Source organism: Paenibacillus sp. FSL R5-0486, assembly GCF_037975155.1.
In the GTDB taxonomy this organism is placed as follows: Bacteria; Bacillota; Bacilli; order Paenibacillales; family Paenibacillaceae; genus Paenibacillus; species Paenibacillus amylolyticus.
The window spans coordinates 2,481,596-2,499,122 of record NZ_CP150237.1; the positions used below are offsets into that span (position 1 = coordinate 2,481,596).

A 17,527-nucleotide genomic window follows, 5' to 3' on the forward strand; every position below is an offset into this window, starting at 1 on the left:
GATTAACGAATAGTGGATATCAATGATCTGTTTGATGACGGAACAAAAAGCTTCTTAGGAGATGAATCCATATGGTCAAAAGCGGATTACAGTCTCACAGGCGACTCATAGTAGTCACTGAACATCTTGCGTGTGTCCCTATGCTGGCAAGCGAGCCCATACGCAACCTGAGCTTGTATATCCAGTTCAAGTTGATTGTGTGTGAACGTCGACGGTTTCAGCACAACAGGAAGCGATGCGGTTTTCTTCATTTGTTTAAGCAGGCTCTGCCCTTGAGTATTAAATCCGAGGACTCGGAGATATCCGGGTCCGGCAGCCAATTGCTCTGGTGAACACTCGGCTTTGGTGTGATTCAGGAGCAGGTGTGCGAGCATACGCTGGAGCTTGGTGCGTGTGTATCGTTTGGTCTTCATTGCATTCAGGAGTGCTTCGACTGAAGGCTCCGGGAGCTGAGCGAGTGCACGGCTCAGCCGGTGTTCCAGGCCTTCCGTGACTTCGGCGATGCGTTCCAGCTCGGAGGCACGGCGGGTGGCCGCAAGGTGCAACAGCGGCTGTGCAAAGCGCTCCCAGTGTATGGGAGCGCGCCCTTCCTGCCATTCGCGATGCAGAATGGCAAGGGTTGCCGCCGGCACGTATGGCGCGGCGGCGTTGGGGCCGTCCGCCATCAGAAGGCGGCGGACGGCTGTTGCACTGGCGATCGCCCCCGGCCCGGGCGTCGCCTCATGATACGCGGCACCGGTACGCGCCGCCGTAAAGGGCTGGATCGCGCTGCCAAGTCTTTGCAGCGCGATCAGGTAGTGCAGCCCAAGCGAATTGTTGGGCTGCTCCAGCAGTGCAGCGGCGTCGTGAGCATCGACGCCGCCGGGCGCCAGCGCCGCCGCCGCGCCTGCGTACGCGGCGGGGTAGCTGGCGCCTTCCCGCAGGCGGCGCGCGATGTCCTCGCGCATCCCTGCGGGCTCCACAGCCAGCACGCGCGCAATGCGCTGCAGGCTGTCCAGGTCGCCGGACTCGCTGCCAAAGCAGAGCGAGTCCACAACGCCGGTGCGGTGCAGCAGCGAGACCGCACCGAAGGCAAACCACTCGGCCGGTTGGACCGCGTACGCAACCGGCAGTTCAAGCACGAGATCCGCGCCTGCGTGTAGCGCCATCTCGGTGCGTGCCCTTTTACCCACGATGGCGGGTTCGCCACGCTGGAGAAAAGGGCCGCTCATGACCGCAACAACGGCGTCTGCGCCGCTTAGCCGCCGTGCTTCCTGCAAATGATAGACATGCCCATTGTGCAAGGGGTTATATTCAACTATGACGCCTACGGCATTCATGATTAGACGTACTCCTTTCGATTGGATAACCGAGTATGTATAACATCCATTCCATCATAGGGGATGTCATGTATTAGATCAAATCATGCACCAATTTAGACAAGAAAAAGGCACAATTCCAACATCAGCAGATGTCAGACTGTGCCTGTAAATCTATTGTATATTACACATTTTCGATAATCGGAGAACGGCTTCTTCAACTTAATAAATCAGCACGCTTTAGACACTTTCCGGCGCGGGAGATAGACTTGCTTTCGGCCCAAAAAACTCATAATGAATGTTGTCCGCGGCAACACCAAGCGCCTGAAGTTCCGTATACACTGCCCGCATGAACGAAACCGGTCCGCACAGATAATAAGTGGAATCCAGTTCATCAATCACTTGACGAAGCCAGACCGCATCCATATAACCTTCCTTATGAAAATACTCATTTTCACGATCAGCATTCTCAGGTTGAGTATAACAATAATAAGTTTTAACGCCCGGATTGCGTTTGGCCAGACTGTTCACATGATCACGGAACGCGTGCGATTGACCATTGGGACTTGCATGCAAAAATGTAATGGTGCGATTTTCATTCAAGTTAACGAGCGTATTTAACATACTGATCATGGGCGTTAGACCCACACCACCACTCAGGAGAACAACAGACCGTTTATCGTCTGCATTCAGCGTGAAGTCGCCAGCAGGAGAGGATAGTTCCACCAGACTGCCTTCTTTAATGTGATCGTGGAGATACGTAGAGATAACTCCGTCAGGACGCTCTAATACACCTCGCTCACGCTTAACGGAAATGCGATAGTAGGGTTTACCCGGGGTATCTGAAAGGCTATACTGACGAATCTGGGTAAATGACTGTGCCTCTGGTTTGATTTTGATACTGATGTATTGTCCCGGTTCATAACTGGCAATGGGCTGGCCATCGTCTGGAACGAGGTAAAAGGACGTGATGATTTCACTTTCCTGCACTTTCTTGGCAACCTTGAAGGTACGAAATCCTTCCCAGCCACCCGTCTGGTTTTCCGCTTCTGTATACATGTCCTGTTCGATCCCGATAAAAGCATTTGCAATGACATTGTAGGCTTCGCCCCACGCCGTGATAATTTCATCCGTTGCCGCGTCTCCAAGTACGTCTTTGATGGCTTGAAGCAGATAGGTGCCAACAATCACATATTGCTCGGGAACGATACCCAGGCTGCGATGTTTATGTGCAACTTGCCGGACGGCAGGCAGGATGGAGGACAGATTATCGATATGCAGGGCAGCGGTGTATACCATATTGGCGAGGGCGGCTTGCTGTCGTCCCTGTTTCTGATTTGCGTGATTGAAAATATTCAGTAGTTCCGGATGAGCTGTGAACATCGTTTCATAGAAATGACGTGTGATCGCTTCGCCGTGGACTTCAAGTACGGGTACTGTAGATTTAATGACTCTAATTGTGTGCTCGCTTAACATACATTTTCCCTCCCGATATAATATGAAATAGTTGGATAATAAATCGGTCATGGAGCTGATCGTGTTTCGGTTTATAGCAAGTATAGATAGGGGACAAGCGGGTCTGTGTGACATAGATCACACTAAACGTTAACGAAATGTGACCGCTATTTGCAAGGAACTACAACTAAAATGACGACTTGTGATTTATCTTAAAGTGAGTCTATAATAGACCAGATGGAGTAAACGGTTCTGGGCCATTGGTTTTAAAATAGGGTGTAAAGTTAAAAGTGTTGACAAACGTCTTGAAAAATCGGTATAATGATTTTTGTTTGTTAAGTCAATTTCATAATACTTTTAACGAAGATTCGTCAGAATACATACAGTCAGGATTTATTGCTTTACAAAAGCAGGCTTGACCTGTATAACTGTCGTGATACGTTTGATACGAATTATGAAATTGGTTTCGTTTGGAGTGATGGAAATGTTAATGCCATTTCGCAAAGTGGCTACCAGTGATGGTCCCCTGAAGTTTAACGAACAGTGGGAGATCAAGGAACTGGTTTCTAACCGACAAGATATCACAGCCGTTACCCCGCTGACTGCGGACTTATCTGCAGAATTCAGAGAAGGTGACGTTGTGGATGTTCATGGCAAGCTGACTGTAGGAGTGGACATGTTGTGCTCCCGTTGTCTTAAGCCAATCAATGAACATTTTCATATTGATTTTCATGAGCAATTCAAGCAGGGAAAACAGCCAGAGGGATTACACGAAGACGATGATACGCTCTATGTGGATGGAGATAGCGTTGATCTGAAGGGTTATGCCGAGGAAGCTTTTCTGCTGGATCTTCCGTTTATACCGCTATGTAGCGATACATGCAAAGGGTTATGCCCCAAGTGTGGCCATGAGCTGAACGAAGGTGACTGCGGTTGTGATAACGAGGTTATTGATCCGCGGCTTGCAGGGCTCAAGGATTTTTTTAAATGAGCATGATTGAAAATCGAACATTTTAAGACTACCTGCAAAGGTTGATTTTGATAAGGAGGTGGGAATAATGGCAGTACCTCAACGGAGAACGTCCAAGACGCGTCGCGACAAACGTCGCACTCACTTTAAATTGGCTGTACCGGGCATGGTGAAATGTGAACAATGTGGCGAACTTAAACTTAGTCACCACGTGTGCAAAGTGTGCGGAACGTACAAAGCAAGAGAGATCATCTCTCAATAATAGTTGGACATTAAGTAGCACTTCATTTCGATGAGGTGCTACTTTTTTTGGATTAGAGAGTGTAGGTAGAGTGAGCTAACTAGCATGAAATCTTTGCACCAGAAGGGTGAATTGTTTTTGTTAGGCCAGTCTTTCTTTTTGACACTGGATGAGATATACTATAGTTTAGTACCAGGTTCTAAGATTTGACGTTACATATAGATGAACCATAATCCGTTTGAGAACGACCCTGGTGACCAGGGATGCAACTATAGAAGCAACACGAAAGAATGGTTGAACTGGCCGGACGGGACGGTTCCGTAAACGATACAGCGGGGGGTGTCAGGCATCGAACGTGTACCGAAGAGACAGAGGCAACAGCAGTTAACCAGAATGATAGAAGAGAACCCGTTTGTGACGGATCAGGAACTTACACGCCAATTGAAGGTGAGTATTCAGACGATTCGTCTTGACAGGCTGGAACTTGGAATACCCGAACTTCGGGAGCGGATGAAACTGATGGCAGAGCTCTCGTATGATCAGGTACGCTCGTTGCCCTTGCATGAGATTATCGGTGATATTGTGGATCTGCAACTGGATAAGAGCGGGATTTCCCTGTTTGAGATTAAGGAAGAACACGTGTTTTCCAGAACAGGGATTGCACGCGGACACTATGTCTTTGCACAGGCCAACTCCTTGGCTGTAGCGATTATTAATGACGAGATCGCGTTGACTGCATCAGCAGACATTCGCTTTGTCCGTTCGGTTCATTTGGGAGAGAAATGTATTGCAAAGGCTTATGTGAGATCGATTCCGGGTCAAAAGGGCAAAGCCAAAGTGGAAGTATTCACTTATGTAGGTGAAGAAATGGTGTTTCAAGGCAACTTTGTAATCTACCATTCAGGTGGAGAAGACAGCGGAGAAGGAGGTCATTTGGAATGAAAATCGTCATTGATGCCATGGGAGGCGACAATGCACCTGCATCAACGGTAGAAGGTGCGATTGCCGCAGCCACGGAATGGGCGGATACACAGATCGTCCTGATCGGCGATGAAGCCAAGCTGGAACCTCTTTTGAGTCAGTCAGGTGTTAGACCTGCCAATCTTACGGTCCGGCATGCTTCCGAAGTTATTGGTTCGGATGATGAACCCGTCAAAGCAGTGCGTCGCAAGAAGGATGCCTCCATGGTGGTCGCAGGCCGCATGCTGAAAGAGGGCGAAGCGGACGCGATGATCTCGGCGGGCAATACTGGAGCGCTCATGACAGCGGGTTTGCTTGTTGTAGGTCGCATGGAAGGCATTGAACGTCCGGCGCTTGCGCCTATGATTCCAACGATTGATGATGTAGGTGTGCTTGCGCTGGATCTAGGAGCGAATATGGATGCCAAACCGGAGCACCTTGCACAATATGGCTTGATGGGCAGTTTGTATCGGCAAAAAGTACAGGGCATTGAGTCCCCACGAGTGGGCTTGCTCAATGTAGGAACAGAGCCAGGCAAAGGAAATGAGTTGACCAAACATGCATACCCTTTACTGGAACAACTCCCAATTCGTTTTGTCGGTAATGTTGAGGCACGTGATGTGCTGACTGGTGCTTGTGATGTGCTTGTATGTGACGGTTTTGCAGGGAATATCCTGCTGAAGTCGCTGGAAGGCACAGCAGGTGCCATTTTCGCCTTGCTTAAGGAACAATTTTCATCTTCTCTCAAAAGTAAACTGGCTGCAGCTGTACTAATGCCTGAGCTGCGTGGGTTGAAACGAAAGCTGGATTATACGGAGCATGGCGGAGCGCCACTCCTCGGTTTGAGCAGACTGGTTGTGAAAAGTCATGGATCTGCTGATGGCAATGCCATCAAAAATGCTGTGCGCCAAGCTCGGATTGCAGTGCAGAATCAGCTGGTAGAGAGCATATCTAAGGAAATTAGCGGGAAGTGAGTGACGATATGAATAATTTGCGCCCAGTAGGGATTATTGGTACAGGGAAATATGTGCCTGAGAAAATTTTGACAAATAGCGATCTGGAGAAAATGGTCGATACCAATGACGAGTGGATCGTCAGTCGTACAGGAATCAAAGAGCGTCACATCGCTGCACCCGATCAGGCAACTTCTGATCTGGCATATGAGGCGGCTATTAAAGCCCTTGAATCTGCAGGCATGACAGGCAGTGATCTTGATCTGATTATTGTTGCAACCATTACTCCGGATTCTTCGTTCCCATCGACAGCCTGCATCTTGCAGGACAAATTGGGTGCAAAAGGTGCCGCGGCATTTGATCTGTCGGCTGCTTGTTCCGGATTTGTATACGGTTTGGCTAGTGCTACGAGCTTCATCCAAAGCGGTATGTACAACAATGCACTTGTCATTGGTGCGGACTGCTTGTCTCGTATTACGGATTATACAGACCGTAACACATGTGTCCTCTTTGGTGATGGAGCAGGCGCGGTAGTTGTTGGTGAAGTTCCGGAAGGTCGCGGATTCAAAGCGTTCGATCTCGGTGCTGAAGGTGCTGGCGGTAGTCTTCTTCAGATGGAAGGCGGCGGTTCCCGTCTGCCTGCTACTGCAGAGACCGTTGAAAATAAAAAACATTACATCAACATGAACGGTCGTGAAGTGTTTAAGTTTGCGGTACGTGTCATGGGGACGGCTACCATTGAGGTATTACGCAAGGCTGGTATGGAGCGTACGGATGTGGATCTGTTTGTTCCTCACCAAGCGAATATTCGGATTATCCAATCTGCGATGCAACGACTTGAACTTCCTGAAGAAAAGGTTGTAGTCAACGTGGATAAGTATGCAAACACATCTGCTGCTTCCATACCGCTTGCTCTGGTAGAAGCAGCGGAGGAAGGTCGCATGAAAGCCGGAGATACCGTTCTGATGGTTGGATTCGGTGGCGGTTTGACATGGGGTGCATCGGTACTCGTTTGGTAAAATAGACATCTGGGAGATGAATGAGATGGGTAAAATAGCATTTGTATTTCCCGGACAGGGATCACAGGCTGTAGGCATGGCCAAGGACGCGTATGAGTCCGTGCCTGCGGCAACCGAAATTTTTCGCACAGCAGATGAAACATTGGGTTTCTCGCTGAGCAACCTTGTATTTGAAGGACCGGAGACCGAGTTGAAACAGACATCAAATACACAACCGGCTCTGTTGACAGCAAGTATTGCCTTGCTTGAAGCTTTCAAAGAAAAAGGAATTCAGCCTGACTATACGGCTGGACACAGTCTGGGAGAATACAGTGCACTGGTGGCAGCGGGCGTTCTTTCGTTTGCTGACGCAGTGAGCACTGTGCGGGCACGTGGTCAGTATATGGAACAGGCAGTACCGGGTGGACAAGGAGCGATGGCTGCTGTGTTGGGTGCGGATCGGGAAGCGCTGGGGGTGCTTTGCCGTGACGTATCTGAAAGTGGTCATGCGGTTGAACTTGCCAACATTAATTGTCCGGGACAAATCGTCATTTCTGGTGTGAAGGAAGGCGTAGCTGCTGTTGCGGAACGAGTGAAAGAAGCAGGCGGTAAACGCGCCATTGCATTGGAAGTAAGCGGTCCGTTCCACTCTTCATTGATGAAGGGTGCAGCTGATAAGCTGGCAGAGAAACTGAAAACCGTTACGTTCTCACCGGCAGCGGTCCCTGTAGTCGCTAATGTGACTGCAAGACCTGCAGAGGATGGACAGGTTCAGGATTTGTTGACAGCTCAGGTCTATTCTCCTGTATTATGGGAAGACAGTGTGACATGGCTTATTGAGCAAGGTGTGGATACGTTCATCGAGATTGGATCTGGCAGTGTATTGACCGGTTTGATTAAAAAAACAGATAAAACCGTAAAACTGTACAATGTGAACAGTCTTGAAACGCTCGAAGCAACGGCAATTGCGTTGAAGTGATTAGCAGGGATTAGATTTGGGGAAAGGAGGAATGATTATGTCTAAACCATTAGAAGGTAAAAATGCACTCGTTACCGGGGCATCCCGGGGCATTGGGCGCAGTATTGCACTGGCACTTGCAGAAGCTGGAGCGAACGTAGCCGTGAATTATGCGGGTAGCCAAGCGGCAGCTGAGGAAGTGGCAGAAGCGATTCGTGCCAAAGGAGTCAAGGCGATTACACTTCAAGCCAATGTTGGCCTGATGGATGAAGCTGAACAAATGGTCAAAGCTACACTCGAAGCATGGGGCAACGTTGATATTCTGGTGAACAATGCTGGAATTACCCGTGATAATCTGATCATGCGTATGAAAGAGGAAGAATTCGATCAGGTTATTGAAACCAATCTCAAAGGTGTGTTTAACTGCCTTAAGGCGGTTACACGTCCAATGATGAAACAACGGTCGGGAAGAATTATCAATATCTCCTCGGTTGTAGGTGTGCTCGGTAATGCTGGACAAGCGAACTATGTTGCTGCCAAGGCAGGTGTCATTGGCCTGACAAAGGCATCTGCTCGTGAACTGGCTTCTCGTGGAATCACAGTTAACTGTGTTGCACCAGGATTCATTGAGACAGATATGACAAAAGAGTTGTCCCAGGAGCTGGTGGACGGTATGCTAAGTGGTATTCCGTTGTCCCGTTTGGGTCAGCCGGATGAAATCGCCGGTGTAGTCACTTTCCTGGCTTCACAGGCTTCATCTTATATGACAGGGCAGACGCTACATGTCGATGGTGGCATGTACATGTAATTCTTCCCGGACTTGAACAATAGTCGGGGAACAGGCGCTGGACGATCCGAAATGCCGGAAAAAGGCCGGGTTCCCCGGCCGGGAGCCGCATATGTCTTCTATGGCATTTTGCCTGCGATTCTCGTATAATACCAAAGAAGGAGGTGAACCGGATGTCCGATGTATTGGAGCGTGTAAAACGCATCGTCGTCGACCGCTTGGGCGCAGACGAAGCTGAAGTTACACTTGAAGCATCTTTCAAAGAAGATTTGGGTGCTGATTCTTTGGATGTAGTGGAATTGGTCATGGAATTGGAAGATGAATTTGATTTGGAAATCTCTGATGAAGATGCAGAAAAAATCACGACCGTAGGTGAAGTTGTAAACTACATACAATCTCATACCTAAAGTCATTTTTAGTCCCGCACATGTTTTCGAACAGGCGGGACTTCTCATCATTCATTGGTTTTTCTCATTCCGCAAGCTGCTCTACTCAAACAGGCCTATCTTGGTTGAGTAGATGTCTGTTTGCGGATATTCCCACAAAATACTTGCGTAATGCAGTCGATATAGAGGTGACTCGGTTTGAAACAAAGAGTAGTAATTACCGGAATGGGCGTAATGACATCGCTCGGAAAAGATTTGGAAACGTTCTGGGGCAGTTTAATGGCAGGAAAGTCCGGAATTTCTCAGATTGAGGCGTTTGATGTTAGTGAATACACGACACAGATTGCAGCCGAGATCAAGGATTTCAACCCGGAAGAATATATGGATCGCAAGGATGCTCGCAAAATGGACCGTTTTGTACAGTTCGCTGTGGCAGCCGGCTTCAAAGCTGTTGAAGACAGTGGTCTGAAAATTAACGAGAATATTGATGCAGAGCGTTTCGGTGTATCCATCGGATCAGGTATTGGTGGATTGGGTACGTGGGAGGACCAACATAATGCATTGTTGCAAAAAGGTCCAAAACGGGTAAGCCCATTCTTTATTCCCATGATGATCTCCAACATGGCTTCAGGCCAAATGTCCATTTCTCTTGGTGCCAAAGGTCCTAACATTAACGTTGTTACCGCTTGTGCAACAGGTACACACTCCATCGGAGATTCCTTCAAGCTGATTGCCAATGGTGATGCAGATGCCATGATCTGTGGTGGTGCAGAAGCAACAATCAGACCAACGGGTCTTGCAGGGTTCTGTGCGATGCGCGCAATGTCTACACGTAATGATGATCCTGCGAAGTCAAGCCGTCCTTTTGATACAGAACGTGATGGTTTTGTTATGGGCGAAGGCGCTGGTGTTATGATTCTGGAATCCCTAGAGCATGCTCAAAAACGTGGTGCACGCATTTATGGTGAAGTGATCGGTTACGGTCTGACAGGTGATGCACATCACATGACAGAACCAGATCCGGACGGAGCAGCACGTTGCATGAAGATGGCACTTCGTAATGCGGGCATTGAGCCTGAAGAAGTGGACTACATTAATGCACACGGAACTTCGACGCCTGTAGGCGACAGATCCGAAACGCTTGCGATCAAAAAGGCGTTTGGTGATCATGCGTACAAGCTCGCCGTGAGTTCCACTAAATCCATGACGGGCCACATGCTTGGCGCTGCTGGTGGTGTAGAGGCGGTTATCTGCGGATTGTCACTGACACATCAGACACTGGCTCCAACGATCAATCTGGAAAATCAGGACCCGGAATGTGATCTGGATTATGTACCAAATGTTCCACGTCAAACCAAAGTTAATATTGCCATGTCCAATTCATTTGGATTCGGCGGTCACAATGCCACCATTATTCTCAAAAAATTTGAAGCATAAGGGGCTAGTTCGTTTGAGTGAAGATCTGAAGCAGTTACAACATAAACTTCAAATCAAATTTGACAACAGGCAGCTTTTAAAACAAGCGTTTACCCATGCTTCTTATGTAAACGAACACCGGTTCAGTCAGCATCAGGACAACGAGCGTCTGGAGTTTCTGGGCGATGCCGTGCTGGAACTGACTGTATCGGAGTACTTGTATCATTTGTATCCTAACCGTCCGGAAGGTGAATTAACTAAGCTGCGGGCATCCATTGTCTGTGAGCCTTCCCTCGTCAAATTTGCTGAAGCGTTGGGTTTTGGGCAGTATGTACTTCTTGGTAAAGGTGAGGAACTAACTGGAGGACGGACACGGCCGGCCCTGCTGGCAGATGTGTTTGAATCTTTCATTGGTGCATTGTATCTGGATCAGGGGCTTGCGCCTGTTCGGACATTTCTTGATCAGCATGTCTTCCCATTAATCGTATTGGGCAGCAAGCTGCAAATGAGTGATTACAAAACGGAACTGCAGGAACTTACTCAGCATCACAATATGGGAGCTTTGGAATACCGTATCGTTGAGGAACGGGGACCTGCCCATGAACGTGAGTTTGTCTCGGAGGTCCATATGGGTCAAGAAAGGCTTGGCAGAGGTACAGGACGTTCCAAAAAGGAAGCGGAACAACAGGCTGCATCTGCAGCACTTGATCGACTGAAGCTTCCGGAAGCCGGAGCTTAACCGATAGCGCATAGACAAACGAAGAGCAAAGAGCAGCCCGCGGGTCCGCCCCGGCGGAAGTAATCGGCCGGACTGCTTTTTGCTCTTTTTTTTGTAAAGAGGTTCAGGGGGAGTTAGCCTGATCGTTAACTAAATAAGTGAACTTTATTTTGGTTCAATTTATTTAGGCGCTGGAATGCAATACTTGAAATTTGCAAGAGGAGGTGACGAGAAACCCTATGTTTTTAAAACGGATTGAATTGGGTGGATTCAAGTCATTCGCCGACAAAACGGAGATGGAGTTCGTTCGTGGCATTACGGCTGTTGTAGGTCCGAACGGAAGTGGAAAGAGTAATATATCGGACGGAATTCGCTGGGTTCTGGGGGAACAAAGTGCTAAGTCGCTGCGTGGTGGCAAAATGGAAGATATCATCTTTGCAGGTAGTGACGCACGGAAAGCCGTTAATTTCGGTGAGGTGTCGCTAACACTTGATAACGAGGATCACGCACTTGCATTGGATTTTGGTGAGGTGACGGTGACTCGTCGTGTACATCGCAGCGGAGATAGTGAATATTTTATTAACAAACAATCTTGTCGTTTGAAGGATATCACGGAGTTGTTTATGGATACCGGCATCGGTAAGGAGGCCTACTCGATTATTGGACAGGGGCGAATCGAAGAGATTCTGAGTACCCGTTCAGAGGATCGCAGAGGTATCTTTGAAGAAGCTTCAGGTATCGTTAAATATAAATCCCGCAAGCGGGATGCGACGCGCAAACTGGATGAGACAGAGCAAAATTTGCTGCGTATTCATGATCTGGTGACTGAACTGGAAGATCAGATTGGACCGCTAAAGGAACAATCGGAGAAAGCGATCCACTATAAGGAACTTCGTTCTCAGCTCAAATCGCAGGAAATTTCCATGTATGTGTACCAGATCGAACAGATTCATGCGTCCTGGAGTAAGGCGAACGAGCGCCTGCAATCGCTAAAACAGGAAGAGGTTGGACTCGCAGCGATTGTCTCTACGCATGATGCCAAGCTGGAAAATGATCGGAATGCGTTGCGTATCCTGGAAACAGAGACAGAGCAACTGCAAGCTGCTTTATTGCAATTCAGTGAAGCGACGGAGAAAAGTGAAGGAATTGGAGAATTGCTCAAGGAGCGCTCGCACCATCTGCAAACAAATCAGGAGCAGCTCAAAGTAACGCTTGCCGCCAGTGAAGAGAGACATCGCGAACGGGAAACCGAGCTACTTGCACTGCGTGAGAAGTTTGGCAAACTTGAGCATGAACTGAATGATGTGAGAAATCAGTTGTCTCAGGAAGAAGCCAAACTCATCGGTGTCACAGGTGGCATTAGTCAGCAGCAAGAGGAAAGCCTCAAAGGCAATTTGCTGGAACTGATGAATCAGATGGCTCAGACACGCAATGAAATTCGTTATGTGGATCAGCAGAAAGAAACGCTGGAGCGCAGAATGAATCGCGCGGCTGAAGAATCAGGCAAATGGGAAGAGCAGAAAGAGACACTGGAGAGTCGCAAAACGGACATTGAGAAAAAAGTTGTTCGTTTGGGCAAAGAAATCAGCGATCTACGTGGTGGTTACATTACGGAAAGTGAACGACTTCAGTCGCTGCAGAAGCTGCTCGAAGAAAGTCGGGGTACGGTCCGTAAATGGGAACAGAAGCGTGAAGCTCAAGTTTCCCGCCGCGATACGATGAAAGAGATGCAGGATGATTTTGACGGATTCATGCTGGGTGTCAAGGAGGTTCTCAAGGCTTCACGTAAAGGTACACTGAGCGGTGTTCATGGAGCTGTGGCTGAACTCGTAAAAGTTCCCGAGAAGATCGAACTTGCGGTAGAAACAGCAATGGGAGCATCCTTGCAGCATGTGGTCATGGAAAATGAATCAGTTTCCAGACAGGCAATTGCTTTTCTCAAGCAACGCCAGTTGGGGCGTGCAACGTTCCTGCCTCTGGATGTCATTCGTCCTCGTGCCATTGGAGCGGCTGAACGTTCTATGATTGAAGGTATGGAGGGTTTTGTGGGGATCGGTGCTGATCTTGTACAATTCGAATCCAAATATGCTTCAATCATTGGCAGCTTGCTCGGTAATGTTATTATTGCCGAAACGTTGGAGGTCGCCAATAAAATTGCGGCTCGCTGTCAGTATCGTTTCCGGGTTGTGACGCTTGAAGGTGACGTGGTCAATGCGGGTGGTTCCATGACAGGTGGTAGCCAGCACAAGAAAAATGTGAGTCTGCTCAGCCGGAAACGGCAGCTGGACCAGCTCGACCAGGATATTTTGGATACGGAAAATCAAATCGTGAAACTGCATCGCAGTGTGGATGATGTAAAAGTCCAACTGGAACAGTGTCAGGACAAACTGGATGAACTTCGTCAGTCCGGTGATGATACCCGAAATGCAGAACAGCAGGCTTCGATGGAAATGAAACAGGTAGAGCATGAGCTTCGCCATGTGCTTGAACAGGTTGCCGTTGCCGGGCAGGAGAAGAGTGGCTTTACCGAAGAGATCAAAGAGCTGGATACGGCTCGGATCGTCGCTGTGAAGAAGCTGGAGCAGCTTGAAGAGGAAGAAAAAGCGACTCATCGTGCCATTCATGCAGCCGAGTTTGCTCGGAAAGCCAATGAATCTGCGAAGGAAGAATTGCAGAGCCAACTCACCGAATTGAAAGTGCGTGAAGGCAAGCTGGATCAGGAGCGATTCTCCAATGGAGAACAATTGCGACGTCTGGAGCGGGAAGTGGAGTCGCTGGTGAAAGATCTTCGTCAGAATCGTACGTTGCTGGCTTCGATGGAAGCAGATCTCAAGAAAACACAGACCGAGAGTGTTAAACAGATTGAAGATCTGAACCAGTACAAGCTGAAAAAAGCGGAAGCTTCCCAGGAGCTGGACTTCAAACGTGCTGCCCGAAGTGAGTTGTCGAAAAAGCTTGAGCTTGCAGAGAGCGAAACGAAGGAACAGCGCACACAGTTAAAAGCTGTGGAAGAACAGATGCGACAGACGGAAATTTCCGTGAACCGGCTGGATGTTGAGCTGGAAAATATACTGCGAAAACTGACCGATGAATACGAACTGGGCTATGAACTGGCCAAAGAGCGTTATCCTGTGCCGGAAGACGTGGAGCATACTCAGGCAGAGGTACAGAAGCTGAAGCGCAGTATATCCGCCCTGGGTGATGTGAACCTGGGAGCGATTGAGGAGTTCCAGCGAGTCAATGAGCGATACGAGTTCCTGAGTGAACAGAAGAATGACCTGGTGGAAGCTAAAACAACGTTGTATCAGGTTATTCGGGAAATGGAAGACGAGATGGCGAAGCGATTCAAGATCACGTTTGATGCCATCCGCCGTGAGTTCGGTACCGTGTTTAGCAAGCTGTTTGGCGGGGGCCGTGCTGACCTTGTTCTGATGGACCCGGAGCGCTTGCTTGAAACGGGAATAGATATCGTGGCTCAGCCACCAGGCAAGAAACTGCAAAACCTGCAACTGTTATCCGGTGGGGAGCGGGCTTTGACGGCGATGGCTTTATTATTTGCTATTCTGCATGTCAAACCGGTACCATTCTGCGTGCTGGATGAAGTTGAGGCAGCACTGGACGAAGCTAACGTGGTACGTTTTGCCCAGTACTTGCGTGAATTCTCCGAACAGACACAGTTTATCGTTGTTACCCATCGTAAAGGTACGATGGAAGAGGCAGATGTGCTGTACGGTGTTACAATGGAAGAGGGCGGTGTATCCAAGCTCGTTTCGGTTAAACTGGAAGATGAGGAAGCAGTAATTGCCTGATCTGATCCAAACCTGCGAGACAAACGAACTCATTGTAATCATTGAAAATCATTCAGATTGAGCATTTTTGCAAAACCGCTTAGATTATGTACACGATGGAGGGGCTTTATGAGTTTTTTTAAAAAGCTTAGAGACAGCATTGCAAGCAAAACGGAGTCGGTCACCAAACAGTTTAAGGATGGATTGGAAAAGACACGTAAAGGGTTAGTGGAAAAAGTGTCGGATCTCGTAATCCGTCGCAAAAAAATCGATGAAGAGTTCTATGAAGAACTGGAAGAGATTTTGATCGGAGCAGACGTTGGTGTGAATACAGTTATGAATCTGATCGAAGACCTGCGCGTTGAGGTGAAAAAACGCAAAATTGAGGATGCGGCTGAGCTGCAGCCTGTATTGTCCGAGAAACTGACGGGTCTTCTTCGCGGTGAACAGAATAACGAATTGAAAATGAACCCGGATGGCATTACCGTCATTTTGTTTGTTGGTGTTAACGGTGTTGGTAAAACAACAACGATTGGCAAGCTGGCACATCGATTTAAACAACAAGGTAAAAAAGTCATCATGGCAGCTGGAGATACGTTCCGTGCCGGAGCCATTGAACAGCTGGAAGTATGGGGGCAACGTGCCGGTGTCGATGTGATCAAACAGCAATCTGGTTCTGATCCAGCAGCGGTTATGTATGATGCGGTACAGGCAGCGAAACAACGGGGTGCGGATGTTCTGCTCTGTGATACAGCAGGTCGTCTGCAAAACAAATCTAACCTGATGGACGAGCTTAACAAGATCTATCGTGTCATTCAACGTGAAATTCCGGATGCTCCGCATGAAGTACTGATGGTACTGGATGCAACAACAGGTCAAAATGCTTTAAACCAGGCTAAACTTTTCGGTGAGAAAAGCGGTGTAACAGGCCTCGTACTGACGAAACTGGATGGAACAGCCAAAGGGGGGATCGTTGTTGCGATCCGTCAGGAGCTGGACTTGCCAGTGAAACTCGTGGGACTTGGTGAAAAAATTGATGATCTGCAGCCGTTTGATTCGGAGCAATTTGTGCATGCTTTGTTCGCCGGATTGATCCAGGAACAGCCAGCGGAAAGTGCTGAAGAAGAGGAAGCTAATTCCTAGAATCATTAATAATAGAATGAATTAATGATGTTAACCGTATTGCCAGTGATATACGTGATAAGTGTCACGTGTAATGTCGCTGGCAATACGTGTATAATGGAGGAATAAAGCAGGCAATGTTAAAGGATTAGAAAGGACGGTTGAAAATGGCCAATACGTATACCTATTCTCGCCGTGAAGAAGTCGCCAATGCGGTGACACATGGAATCGGCGCTGCACTCAGTGTAGCTGCACTGGTGATATTGATTGTATTTTCAAGTATGAAAGGCACGGCTTGGCATGTGGTCAGTTTTACGATCTACGGAATCACCATGCTGTTGCTCTATACAAGTTCTACACTCGTGCATGCATGGAAAGATGGAAAAGTGAAAGATTTATTTGAGATTTTCGACCATTCTTCTATTTATTTATTTATTGCGGGATCGTACACTCCGCTTTTGTTTATTGCTGTTCGCGGTACACTTGGATGGACCCTGTTTGGTATAATCTGGGGTATCGCATTATTCGGTGTGATCTTTAAGGCATTTTTTACGAAAAAGTTTCTATTCATGTCCACGATTTTCTATATTGCGATGGGCTGGCTGATCGTTATTGCCTGGCAACCGCTTATGGCGGCCATTCCAACAGGCGGCATTGTGCTGCTGGTTGCTGGAGGCCTGATGTATACACTGGGTACGCTCTTTTATGTGTGGCGTGGATTTCCGTACCACCATGCGATTTGGCATCTCTTTGTGTTAGCAGGCAGTATTCTTCATTTCTTTATGGTACTGCTGTACCTGACACCACTTCGTTAGAACACCATAGACGGATGCATCTCCACGGACTGAGACGCATTCGTTTTTTCTTCTACATAGAGGTGGATCGCAGAGATACAGATAGAATTTGCTTGTAGTGAAAAAGGGTATAAACCACCCGTTAAACATCGAAATAACGTATCATCAGAGCTGTTTTTATTGTGACAAGTATTTTTGCTTGACAACCTGATTTGTTTTAGGTATTATTAGGAACGTTGCAAGAGTGTAAAGTGTTTTTCCTTGACGAAGGGAGTGCCCCGATGTGAGTCAAGAAAATCGGCTTGAGAAGACAAACCGGATTAACTTGCTGTTTGCTTTTTATGAATTGTTACTTACCGAGAAACAGCAGACTTTTCTAAAGTATTACTTTCATGACGATTTCTCACTTGGTGAAATTGCAGCCGAGTTTGAGATCAGCCGCCAGGCGGTATACGAGCATATCAAGCGTGCCGAACAAGTGCTGGAAAATTACGAAAGCAAGCTGGGCTTGCTGGAAAAGCATGAACGGCGTAATCGCAATCTTGAAGATTTGCAAAATGCATTGGAACGCGCAGGCGTCTCCATTGATAACAACAAACAAATACACGATATCGTTGCTCAGCTTAGTGAATGAAATATTGGCTGAGCGGAACGTATCGGTCTTGAAAACAGTATTAAAGCTT

The 17,527-nt window shown here is 47.9% G+C and carries 16 protein-coding genes; 14 read left to right on the forward strand and 2 right to left on the reverse strand.

Features of this window, described 5'->3' with window-relative positions:
* Positions 1 to 86 precede the first annotated feature (86 nt).
* Both MKY01_RS11170 and hmpA read right to left on the reverse strand, forming a co-directional pair.
* Positions 87 to 1,319 carry a nucleotidyltransferase gene (locus MKY01_RS11170; RefSeq protein WP_339286422.1) on the reverse strand — a complete coding sequence of 411 codons (1,233 nt, stop codon included), beginning with the start codon at positions 1,317 to 1,319 and terminating at the stop codon, positions 87 to 89.
* A 219-nt stretch (positions 1,320 to 1,538) separates the two neighbouring features.
* Positions 1,539 to 2,774 (reverse strand): NO-inducible flavohemoprotein, encoded by a 1,236-nt coding sequence (gene hmpA / locus MKY01_RS11175; RefSeq protein WP_339286423.1) that lies wholly within the window; start codon positions 2,772 to 2,774, stop codon positions 1,539 to 1,541.
* Positions 2,775 to 3,237: 463 nt separating this feature from the next.
* Between hmpA and MKY01_RS11180 the strand changes: the two genes are divergently transcribed.
* From MKY01_RS11180 to ylxM, 14 genes are all read left to right on the forward strand, one after another.
* Entirely contained in the window at positions 3,238 to 3,744 is a 507-nt protein-coding gene (locus MKY01_RS11180) for a DUF177 domain-containing protein (RefSeq protein WP_036609465.1), read from the forward strand.
* Positions 3,745 to 3,811: 67 nt separating this feature from the next.
* On the forward strand, positions 3,812 to 3,985 hold the full coding sequence (rpmF, locus tag MKY01_RS11185; RefSeq protein WP_017689233.1) for a 50S ribosomal protein L32: 174 nt from the start codon (positions 3,812 to 3,814) through the stop codon (positions 3,983 to 3,985).
* A 372-nt stretch (positions 3,986 to 4,357) separates the two neighbouring features.
* The gene (gene fapR, locus MKY01_RS11190; RefSeq protein WP_047842457.1) at positions 4,358 to 4,906 is read left to right on the forward strand and encodes a transcription factor FapR; all 549 of its coding nucleotides are present in this window, start codon (positions 4,358 to 4,360) and stop codon (positions 4,904 to 4,906) included.
* Positions 4,903 to 5,898 (forward strand): phosphate acyltransferase PlsX, encoded by a 996-nt coding sequence (plsX, locus tag MKY01_RS11195; RefSeq protein WP_017689231.1) that lies wholly within the window; start codon positions 4,903 to 4,905, stop codon positions 5,896 to 5,898. The genes fapR and plsX overlap by 4 nt, the downstream gene beginning before the upstream one ends.
* A gap of 8 nt (positions 5,899 to 5,906) precedes the next feature.
* A complete protein-coding gene (locus MKY01_RS11200; RefSeq protein WP_036610885.1) occupies positions 5,907 to 6,896 on the forward strand; it encodes a beta-ketoacyl-ACP synthase III in 990 nt (329 codons plus the stop codon).
* Positions 6,897 to 6,921: 25 nt separating this feature from the next.
* Positions 6,922 to 7,854 carry an ACP S-malonyltransferase gene (fabD, locus tag MKY01_RS11205; RefSeq protein ID WP_339286424.1) on the forward strand — a complete coding sequence of 311 codons (933 nt, stop codon included), beginning with the start codon at positions 6,922 to 6,924 and terminating at the stop codon, positions 7,852 to 7,854.
* Positions 7,855 to 7,891: 37 nt separating this feature from the next.
* Positions 7,892 to 8,641, forward strand: a complete 750-nt coding sequence (gene fabG / locus MKY01_RS11210; RefSeq protein WP_017689228.1) for a 3-oxoacyl-[acyl-carrier-protein] reductase — start codon at positions 7,892 to 7,894, stop codon at positions 8,639 to 8,641.
* A gap of 152 nt (positions 8,642 to 8,793) precedes the next feature.
* The gene (gene acpP, locus MKY01_RS11215; protein ID WP_024630176.1) at positions 8,794 to 9,027 is read left to right on the forward strand and encodes an acyl carrier protein; all 234 of its coding nucleotides are present in this window, start codon (positions 8,794 to 8,796) and stop codon (positions 9,025 to 9,027) included.
* A 177-nt stretch (positions 9,028 to 9,204) separates the two neighbouring features.
* Positions 9,205 to 10,443: a beta-ketoacyl-ACP synthase II gene (fabF, locus tag MKY01_RS11220; protein ID WP_036609459.1), complete on the forward strand. Its 1,239-nt coding sequence runs from the start codon at positions 9,205 to 9,207 to the stop codon at positions 10,441 to 10,443.
* Between the two features lie 13 nt (positions 10,444 to 10,456).
* The gene (gene rnc, locus MKY01_RS11225; RefSeq protein ID WP_036670338.1) at positions 10,457 to 11,161 is read left to right on the forward strand and encodes a ribonuclease III; all 705 of its coding nucleotides are present in this window, start codon (positions 10,457 to 10,459) and stop codon (positions 11,159 to 11,161) included.
* A 218-nt stretch (positions 11,162 to 11,379) separates the two neighbouring features.
* Positions 11,380 to 14,949, forward strand: a complete 3,570-nt coding sequence (gene smc, locus MKY01_RS11230; RefSeq protein WP_339286425.1) for a chromosome segregation protein SMC — start codon at positions 11,380 to 11,382, stop codon at positions 14,947 to 14,949.
* A 108-nt stretch (positions 14,950 to 15,057) separates the two neighbouring features.
* Positions 15,058 to 16,071 carry a signal recognition particle-docking protein FtsY gene (gene ftsY / locus MKY01_RS11235; RefSeq protein WP_036609455.1) on the forward strand — a complete coding sequence of 338 codons (1,014 nt, stop codon included), beginning with the start codon at positions 15,058 to 15,060 and terminating at the stop codon, positions 16,069 to 16,071.
* A gap of 146 nt (positions 16,072 to 16,217) precedes the next feature.
* Positions 16,218 to 16,865 (forward strand): hemolysin III family protein, encoded by a 648-nt coding sequence (locus MKY01_RS11240; protein WP_017689222.1) that lies wholly within the window; start codon positions 16,218 to 16,220, stop codon positions 16,863 to 16,865.
* Between the two features lie 262 nt (positions 16,866 to 17,127).
* Positions 17,128 to 17,478, forward strand: coding sequence for a YlxM family DNA-binding protein (gene ylxM / locus MKY01_RS11245; RefSeq protein WP_017689221.1), 351 nt, complete (start codon positions 17,128 to 17,130; stop codon positions 17,476 to 17,478).
* Positions 17,479 to 17,527: the final 49 nt, after the last annotated feature.

What these genes read in the sequence shown, in the direction of transcription:
- fabD (WP_339286424.1), top strand. Translation starts at nt 6,922, where the DNA reads ATGGGTAAAATAGCATTTGTATTTCCCGGACAGGGATCACAGGCTGTA.
- MKY01_RS11180 (WP_036609465.1), top strand. Translation starts at nt 3,238, where the DNA reads ATGTTAATGCCATTTCGCAAAGTGGCTACCAGTGATGGTCCCCTGAAG.
- smc (WP_339286425.1), top strand. Translation starts at nt 11,380, where the DNA reads ATGTTTTTAAAACGGATTGAATTGGGTGGATTCAAGTCATTCGCCGAC.
- plsX (WP_017689231.1), top strand. Translation starts at nt 4,903, where the DNA reads ATGAAAATCGTCATTGATGCCATGGGAGGCGACAATGCACCTGCATCA.
- fabG (WP_017689228.1), top strand. Translation starts at nt 7,892, where the DNA reads ATGTCTAAACCATTAGAAGGTAAAAATGCACTCGTTACCGGGGCATCC.
- MKY01_RS11200 (WP_036610885.1), top strand. Translation starts at nt 5,907, where the DNA reads ATGAATAATTTGCGCCCAGTAGGGATTATTGGTACAGGGAAATATGTG.
- fapR (WP_047842457.1), top strand. Translation starts at nt 4,358, where the DNA reads ATGATAGAAGAGAACCCGTTTGTGACGGATCAGGAACTTACACGCCAA.
- MKY01_RS11240 (WP_017689222.1), top strand. Translation starts at nt 16,218, where the DNA reads ATGGCCAATACGTATACCTATTCTCGCCGTGAAGAAGTCGCCAATGCG.
- MKY01_RS11170 (WP_339286422.1), bottom strand. Translation starts at nt 1,319, where the DNA reads ATGAATGCCGTAGGCGTCATAGTTGAATATAACCCCTTGCACAATGGG.
- hmpA (WP_339286423.1), bottom strand. Translation starts at nt 2,774, where the DNA reads ATGTTAAGCGAGCACACAATTAGAGTCATTAAATCTACAGTACCCGTA.
- rpmF (WP_017689233.1), top strand. Translation starts at nt 3,812, where the DNA reads ATGGCAGTACCTCAACGGAGAACGTCCAAGACGCGTCGCGACAAACGT.
- ftsY (WP_036609455.1), top strand. Translation starts at nt 15,058, where the DNA reads ATGAGTTTTTTTAAAAAGCTTAGAGACAGCATTGCAAGCAAAACGGAG.
- acpP (WP_024630176.1), top strand. Translation starts at nt 8,794, where the DNA reads ATGTCCGATGTATTGGAGCGTGTAAAACGCATCGTCGTCGACCGCTTG.